Annotated in this window: 1 protein-coding gene; it reads right to left on the bottom strand. The window is 75.8% G+C overall.

Annotated elements, in window-relative coordinates; translation table 11 throughout:
* Positions 1–693: glycosyltransferase (locus ABEB16_RS19685; protein WP_345713898.1), on the bottom strand; the 693-nt coding region annotated here is incomplete at both ends.

Below are 693 nucleotides of genomic sequence, written 5' to 3'. Positions count from 1 at the left end.
CCCGCCGCCAGCGCGACCTGCGCCTCCAGCCCCCGGCACACCGCCGGCGTCTCCCCCCAGCGCTCCAGCGCCGCCAGCCACTCCCGGGCCGCGGCCAGGTCGTCCACGGCGAGCGCGGCCCTGATCGCGGGGTGTGCAGCGATGATGCCGTGGCGGGCGTTCATCGCGGCGCGGTCGATCTCGGCGAACAGCTCGACCGCCTCGTGGGCCGAGCCGCCGCTGAGGGCGGAGCGCGCGGCGTCGACGAGGTGGCGGGTCAGGTCCGGGGAGTTGCGGGCCCGCGCGTCGGCCAGCGCCTTGCGGGCCAGCACGAGGTTGCGCTCGCCCTTGCCCCGCTGCTGGTAGCGCAGCGGGGTGTAGCCGCTGTGCCGCAGCGACACACCTGGGGCCGACGCGAAGCTCAGCGGCGGCCCCGAGGTGACCAGCTGCTCGTGCAGGGGCCCCTCCCAGCGGCAGCGCGAGCGGCGGAAGAGCCGTGGCAGCTCGAACCGGACGGCGCCTTCCACACCGTCCCAGGAGTCGGAGGACACGACGACGTTGAGGCAGTCGGCGGTGGTGCCGTGCAGGTGGCGGCGCAGCAGGCGGGGGTCGCCGTCGACGACCTCGTCAGCGTCGACGCTGAAGACCCAGCGGCCCGTGCAGTGCTGCAGGGCGCGGTTGCGGGCGGCACCGAAGTCGTCGTCCCAGTACCCC

Origin of the sequence: Kineococcus glutinatus (assembly GCF_039542765.1) — a bacterium.
GTDB classification, from domain to species: Bacteria; Actinomycetota; Actinomycetes; order Actinomycetales; family Kineococcaceae; genus Kineococcus_A; species Kineococcus_A glutinatus.
Note: the sequence above shows the minus strand (reverse complement) of the source record. Positions and strands in the feature narration are given on the sequence as shown.